We start from the raw sequence: 5,969 nt of genomic DNA, 5'->3' as shown, positions 1-5,969 counted from the left end.
TTATACGGTACTCCGGTTGGAAAAATGTTTTATCAGGGAGCACTCCGACTTCTAAAATCCAGAGTCAGCATTCTTCCTAGCAGGCCCATAAACGGGAGCAGGATTGTGGTAGAAGCCTATCCAAAACTTGTGGCTATGAAATGGATAGGCAAGCAAGGATACAAAAATGATACCAAAAAGAAGCAAACAGATGAGCAAAAGAACGCCCGCAGTGAAATTTTACACGGGCTATGCTCAGCCGAACTTCGATCTTACTATGGATTCGATATCGAATTGAATGAAAAATTGAAGGCAGCTCTTATTGAAGATCCTACGGGCGATAACCTGGACGCTGTATTATGTGCCGTTCAAACCGGGTGGGCTTATGAACAGCGAGATCAGGGATATGGCATTCCATCAGACTGCGATCCACTTGAGGGATGGATTGTGGATCCTGATTTGTTATACTGAGGACAATTCAACAAAGTGGATACATATATAAAAAATAACAATAGTGTTAGTAGATGCAAGATAAAAATTATCGGCAATTTAACGGCAATTTAACGGAAAAACGAAGGGATGTAAGATGAGCAGTCAATTCTCAGAAGATGCACTGGTCGAGCAGCCCGCCATTGCACTATTCGCCGGATTGGGTTGGGAAACTGCCAACTGTTTCGATGAAAAGTTCGGTGAAAATAGCACACATGGACGCGAGACTACCAGCGAAGTGGTGCTGTTAACCAGATTACGTTCGGCATTAAATTGTACAATTATCAGCACTCGGTTAAATTATTCAACCTGTTCAACCGGGCAGGCAGTCATTTCAAAAAGAGTAGTCTCGCCGTCCAGGGAACCCCTGGCAATAAGCACATCGTCGCTTTTTATCATGGTCCTTGAACTCGGTCTGTAGATCCAGCGGCTAGCCCTTTTAACGGCCATTACATGCATGCCGGTCTCGGTCTCCAGTTTCAACTCACCCAGGGTCTTGTCAACGAGTGGTGAACACTCGGCTACAATGATCTTCGTAATAACCTCATCCGATTCCCTGACAGCCAGCATGAATATAGGGTGCAGCTCAATATCCCTGAGTACAATATCGGCAATCTCATAGGCAGCGTCAGAAACGGTCTCTGAGGCATTTGCCAGGTGCAATAGACCCCTTAAACTGTCAACATCATCCACATGTCTTGCACATTCCAGTACCCAGTGCTGGAGTTCATATTTCATCTGATCCATCTCTTCTTCCAGGATGCGAACCTCGTCTGCAATATCCTTATTATAGAAAAGTACTGCTGAATAAGCAAGGCCTACAGATAGCTCTGATTTATTCTTCATCTCAACAACAATGTCCACGGCCCGTTCCAGATCATCCAGGGTCCGGGCAGGTTTGTAACTGCGTTTTTCAAAGGGTTTGCCAGTTACCAATTCCGTAAACAACGGCACTCCTTCATCATGTCCCCTCGCAAACAGAATATCGCCAGCCAGAATGGGTGTATCGTTATCAGGGTCATATAACCACGATGATCCCTGACGTATGGCTATTACACTCATACCGGTTTCAGTCTCAAGCTTCAGCTTTCCCAATGTCTTCTCTATCACCGGGCTGTCTGGATTTATGGTGATCCTGATTACGGTCTCTTCGGCCTCACGTATATCGGCTTTCAGTTCCATGGGAATGCCCATCTTCAGCAGTACGATATTGGCTATATCCCCTGCTGCATTGGCAATATTTTCCGCTGCAGAGGCTGCTTTTAGAACACCTGATAGTTGATGAGCCTCATCAATACGACGGGCTGCCTGCATAGCTGTGATCTTCATATGGTATTCAAGGGTATCCATCTTATCTTCAAGGCGGATCACTTCCTCTGCAATATCCTCATCGTCATAGATCATAGCAGAATAAGCCAGATCAAGCATCAATTCGGAAGTGTCTTTCATTCCCACAAGGAGTTCTTTCATATTTAAGGAACAGTGCTCAATCTTCTTGGGCATAATTAATCTACCTATAAATAATAGTTTATTTAAATTAACGGTACATAAAACCACCGATGAGGGATTACCAATGCCAGATTTTGAGGAAGAGAACATTGATGATATCACATTCGCTGTATCCCTGAAATATCACATTAATTATTCTACATTGAAAGAAGGTTTTTCAGGACTGTTACTTATGAGTCTCATGAGTCTGGTTGCCGGTATGGTACTGGGAAAAATGACAGGAGTGCTTGAATCATTACCTGGATTGATCCTGCTTATAACACCTGCTATTGGAATGAGGGGTAATATCTTTGGTGCCATGGGGTCCAGGCTGGGTACTGCGTTGCATACAGGAATGTTCAGCACATCATTGAAATCCTACAGCGTCCTGAGCCAGAATATCTTTGCCTCGATGGTAAATACAATTCTGATATCTTTTGCCCTTGGTGTAATGGCCAGTGGATTTGCTTTTGTTTTAAAAATACAAAGTATCGGCCCGGTTGAATTCGTCCTGATCTCCATGATCGGTGGTATTATCTCAAGTATTTTTGTACTGGTAATTACTGTAGGTGTAGCTGTAACCGGATATAAACGGGAATGGGACCTGGATAATATGAGCGCCCCCATCATAACAGCGGCAGGGGATATGGTAACCCTGCCAGCCCTCTTGTTAGCCATTCTGTTGATAGGAGGCAAGTCTTCCAATACCCACAGTATACTGTTCGGCATTTTTGTTATATTGGGGATAATTACAGTCTTGTTTGCTATTAGGTCCGAACTTGATATCATGAAAAGGGTCGTGTATGAGAGTACCCCTGTCCTGCTATTGGCAGGGGCCATGAGCACTGTGGCAGGACTTATCATTAATTCAAAACTTGATGGATTTCTGGTCCTGCCTGCCCTGCTTGTAATGGTTCCATTGTTTTTGGAAGATAATAATGCACTGGGCGGCATTCTTACATCAAGGCTGTCCTCCATGCTCCATACAGGTATGTTCACCCCAAACATATTACCTGGAAAACAGATCCTGCCTAATTTCCTGTTGATCTACATATATTCCACGGTGGTATTCCCGCTTGTCGGTATATCGGCATTTGTGGCCAGTTTGCTTATGGGAATCGATTCGCCAGGATTTTTCAACATGATATTTATTAGCACTTTTGCGGGGTTGATATCTGTTACAATTGTAAACCTGGTGGGTTACTATATTTCAATCACCACCTATAAATTAAGACTTGACCCTGATACTCACAGCATACCTCTTTTGTCCAGTATAATTGATGCATTTGGTGCATTCTGTTTTGTGGCAGTGCTGATTTTGATGAACCTTGTTTGATTAATATGAATTCTTGTATTAAACAAATCTTAAATGCTAAGTTTTACAATACAAAGACAGGAATAGATGATCATGGAAGTAATACCAGCAGTAGATCTAAAAAGCGGACGGTGTGTCCAACTGGTCCAGGGTATACCGGGAACTGAACTTGTCTCACTGGATGACCCGATAGCTGAAGCTATACGATGGATAGATCAAGGAGCCAAAACACTACATCTCATTGACCTTGATGGGGCCATCCGGGGGGAGAGAGTTAACAGCAGCGTGATCGAAAGTATCCTGGATGCCACTGATGTCAAAATTGAAGTAGGGGGTGGCATTCGAACATCCCGGGACGTGGATGAACTTTTGGGACTTGGTGTGGACAGGGTGATAATCGGAACGGCTGCAGTGAACAACCCCGAGTTTGTTACAGAGATGTCTGATAAATATGGAAAGAAACACATTATGGTGTCATTGGATGCAAAGGGTGGGAAAGTAACAACCCATGGTTGGGCCAAAACCTCTTCCTTTTCACCTCCCGACCTGGGCCTGAGAATGGAGGAGATGGGAGCTGGCAGCATCCTGTTCACCAATATCGATTCAGAGGGGCTGCTGTTGGGTGTGGACCCAGAACCTACCAGGGAACTTATAGAGGCGGTAACTATCCCGGTAGTTGCATCCGGAGGGGTCACCACAGTTGCTGATGTCAGGGTAATAAAAGACACGGGTGCCTGGGCCGTGGTTATCGGAAGTGCCCTGTACATGGGACGCCTGTTCCTGCCAGATGCCATTCAGGCGGCAACGAAATGATTTTATACTGTAAAAGTTCCATTAAAGATAATAAGTGAGGAGCAGGTCATGAGAACCGCAAAACAGAAACGAAGAACCAAAGAAACTGATATAGAACTGAAACTTAACCTTGACGGCAGCGGATCTGTAGATATTGACACCGGCATTGCATTTTTTGACCATATGCTCACATCCCTGACCAGGCACAGTGGTTTTGACCTGACAGTCTCTGCCAGGGGTGATGTTCAGGTGGATGAGCATCATACCATTGAAGACGTTGGGATAGTACTGGGAAGCGCGCTTGCCAAGGCACTGGGTGAAAAAAAAGGTATCGCACGCTTTGGAGAGGCCAGGATACCCATGGACGAGTCACTTGCTGAAGTTGCTTTGGATATAGGCGGCAGGAGTTACCTTACTTTTGATGCTAAATTTATGAGTCCGAAAGTGGGTGATTTTGGAACCCAGATGACCAGACATTTCTTTGAGTCGCTGGTCAATAATGGGGGTATAAATGTGCATATGAAAGTCGAAGGGGAAAATGATCACCACAAGATCGAGGCGCTTTTTAAGGCTTTTGCTGTTGCGCTGAAACGGGCTGCTGCATTAAACGGTGGAGACGTGCCAAGTACCAAAGGAGTACTATAATAAAAAGAGGATCAGGATTTGTCTTTTCTGATAATGTGATGAAATCCCATATCAGATAGCGTATCTCCGAGAATTTTTTTTATCGGGTTTGCCGATATCATGTACTAATGAGTCATCTGAATCTGCAAACTGATATTCTCCTATTAGTTTATTTTCTGTTGAGTTGAATTTCCGGTACAGCTTCTGCTTTTCGATGAAAACTGGAAGTTCTAATCGATCAAAATCTAATCCAATTTCCTGCAAGGTAATTAAGAAAATCATTGATATCTGACTCACAAGGTGAGCTGAAATTATCAAGGAATTTATCAATTTCAATTACTATCTTTTCATCTTTGTGTAAAAACTTATCAGTCAATAGAGATCGGTTCTCCTGGGTCAAATCATTTATGTAACCACTTGTTCGCAAGTATTTTGCAAAGTATGTGATCTCTTCATCTGGAGGAAATGGATTATTTTTTATGAACTTTTTAATCTCATCTTCAAATTGAGTTTGTAAAAACTCAGTCACTTGTCCAGGCATTCGAGAATCCTTTGTTGTTGGAAAATTGTTTTTTTATAAATCTTATTTTTATAATTACATTTGATAGTTTAAATTTACGCTATAAATATTTTACCGCTCTAACCACGATATATTTTTTAAGGTTTGTAGAAATTATTTCATCCACACACCCCTGTTTCAACTGTAATAAATGGGCATGAACTGGAGTGAGTTGCGGGGGCTTTCGATGATGATGAGCAGGCGCTGTGCATTATGCCTGTTGGGCGGTTGTGAACTGGGTAGGGAGAGATTAGGGTACTGAACAAATGAAATAAGTACAAAGGTTTTTCTGAATGATGCAGAAGCTTGGAAATGGGTATAGTTTATACGTGGTTTGACTTACGCCCACTAAAAATTGCTCTGCAACTTCGCATACAAAAAACGTTAAGCGAAATGGTTATCTCACATTATGAAAACATTACTGGTATGAGAGCAATAGGTGATAGCAATGGATTTACAGGAAATCATGGCTGATATCCACGCAATCAATGAAGATTTAGAGGCATATGAACGTAAGTATGGCGTACTTTCAGAGACGTTTTACGAATCGTACATCAGTGGCGAAGAGCCAAAAGATGATGCATGGGTGCTGGATTGGGCTGACTGGGCTGGGGCGTACAAACTTTTGCTCCGCCGCCGGGAACAATATCGCCGCATCATCCAGACCCTGCGGGAAGAATCACAAACACTGATAGGTATCATTGAAAGAACGGTCCGCCATGA

The 5,969-nt window shown here is 43.2% G+C and carries 7 protein-coding genes; 5 read left to right on the top strand and 2 right to left on the bottom strand.

The genetic code is table 11. From position 1 onward, the window contains the following. The first annotated feature begins 105 nt into the window (after positions 1-105). On the top strand, positions 106-450 hold the full coding sequence (locus tag IBX40_10355; protein MBE0524719.1) for a DUF429 domain-containing protein: 345 nt from the start codon (positions 106-108) through the stop codon (positions 448-450). Between the two features lie 318 nt (positions 451-768). On the opposite strand, the gene IBX40_10350 is transcribed toward IBX40_10355, so the two are convergent. Further along, the gene (locus IBX40_10350; GenBank protein ID MBE0524718.1) at positions 769-1,971 is read right to left on the bottom strand and encodes a potassium channel protein; all 1,203 of its coding nucleotides are present in this window, start codon (positions 1,969-1,971) and stop codon (positions 769-771) included. A 70-nt stretch (positions 1,972-2,041) separates the two neighbouring features. Between IBX40_10350 and IBX40_10345 the strand changes: the two genes are divergently transcribed. The 3 genes from IBX40_10345 to hisB all read left to right on the top strand — a co-directional run bounded on the left by IBX40_10345 (position 2,042) and on the right by hisB (position 4,708). Continuing rightward, positions 2,042-3,292 carry a magnesium transporter gene (locus IBX40_10345; protein MBE0524717.1) on the top strand — a complete coding sequence of 417 codons (1,251 nt, stop codon included), beginning with the start codon at positions 2,042-2,044 and terminating at the stop codon, positions 3,290-3,292. 66 nt (positions 3,293-3,358) lie between these two features. Then, positions 3,359-4,084, top strand: coding sequence for a 1-(5-phosphoribosyl)-5-[(5-phosphoribosylamino)methylideneamino]imidazole-4-carboxamide isomerase (locus IBX40_10340; GenBank protein MBE0524716.1), 726 nt, complete (start codon positions 3,359-3,361; stop codon positions 4,082-4,084). A 48-nt stretch (positions 4,085-4,132) separates the two neighbouring features. Next, positions 4,133-4,708 carry an imidazoleglycerol-phosphate dehydratase HisB gene (gene hisB / locus IBX40_10335; GenBank protein MBE0524715.1) on the top strand — a complete coding sequence of 192 codons (576 nt, stop codon included), beginning with the start codon at positions 4,133-4,135 and terminating at the stop codon, positions 4,706-4,708. A gap of 217 nt (positions 4,709-4,925) precedes the next feature. Here hisB and IBX40_10330 read toward each other — a convergent pair whose 3' ends face one another. Then, positions 4,926-5,228, bottom strand: a complete 303-nt coding sequence (locus tag IBX40_10330; protein MBE0524714.1) for a hypothetical protein — start codon at positions 5,226-5,228, stop codon at positions 4,926-4,928. Between the two features lie 466 nt (positions 5,229-5,694). Here IBX40_10330 and IBX40_10325 point away from each other — a divergent pair. Then, on the top strand, positions 5,695-5,969 hold a 275-nt coding region (locus tag IBX40_10325; protein ID MBE0524713.1), incomplete at its 3' end, for a hypothetical protein.

It is taken from the genome of Methanosarcinales archaeon, assembly GCA_014859725.1.
Classification (GTDB): domain Archaea; phylum Halobacteriota; class Methanosarcinia; order Methanosarcinales; family Methanocomedenaceae; genus Kmv04.
This window is presented reverse-complemented; position numbering and strand designations above follow the sequence as displayed.

What these genes read in the sequence shown, in the direction of transcription:
- IBX40_10350 (MBE0524718.1), bottom strand. Translation starts at nt 1,971, where the DNA reads ATGCCCAAGAAGATTGAGCACTGTTCCTTAAATATGAAAGAACTCCTT.
- IBX40_10345 (MBE0524717.1), top strand. Translation starts at nt 2,042, where the DNA reads ATGCCAGATTTTGAGGAAGAGAACATTGATGATATCACATTCGCTGTA.
- IBX40_10340 (MBE0524716.1), top strand. Translation starts at nt 3,359, where the DNA reads ATGATCATGGAAGTAATACCAGCAGTAGATCTAAAAAGCGGACGGTGT.
- hisB (MBE0524715.1), top strand. Translation starts at nt 4,133, where the DNA reads ATGAGAACCGCAAAACAGAAACGAAGAACCAAAGAAACTGATATAGAA.
- IBX40_10330 (MBE0524714.1), bottom strand. Translation starts at nt 5,228, where the DNA reads ATGCCTGGACAAGTGACTGAGTTTTTACAAACTCAATTTGAAGATGAG.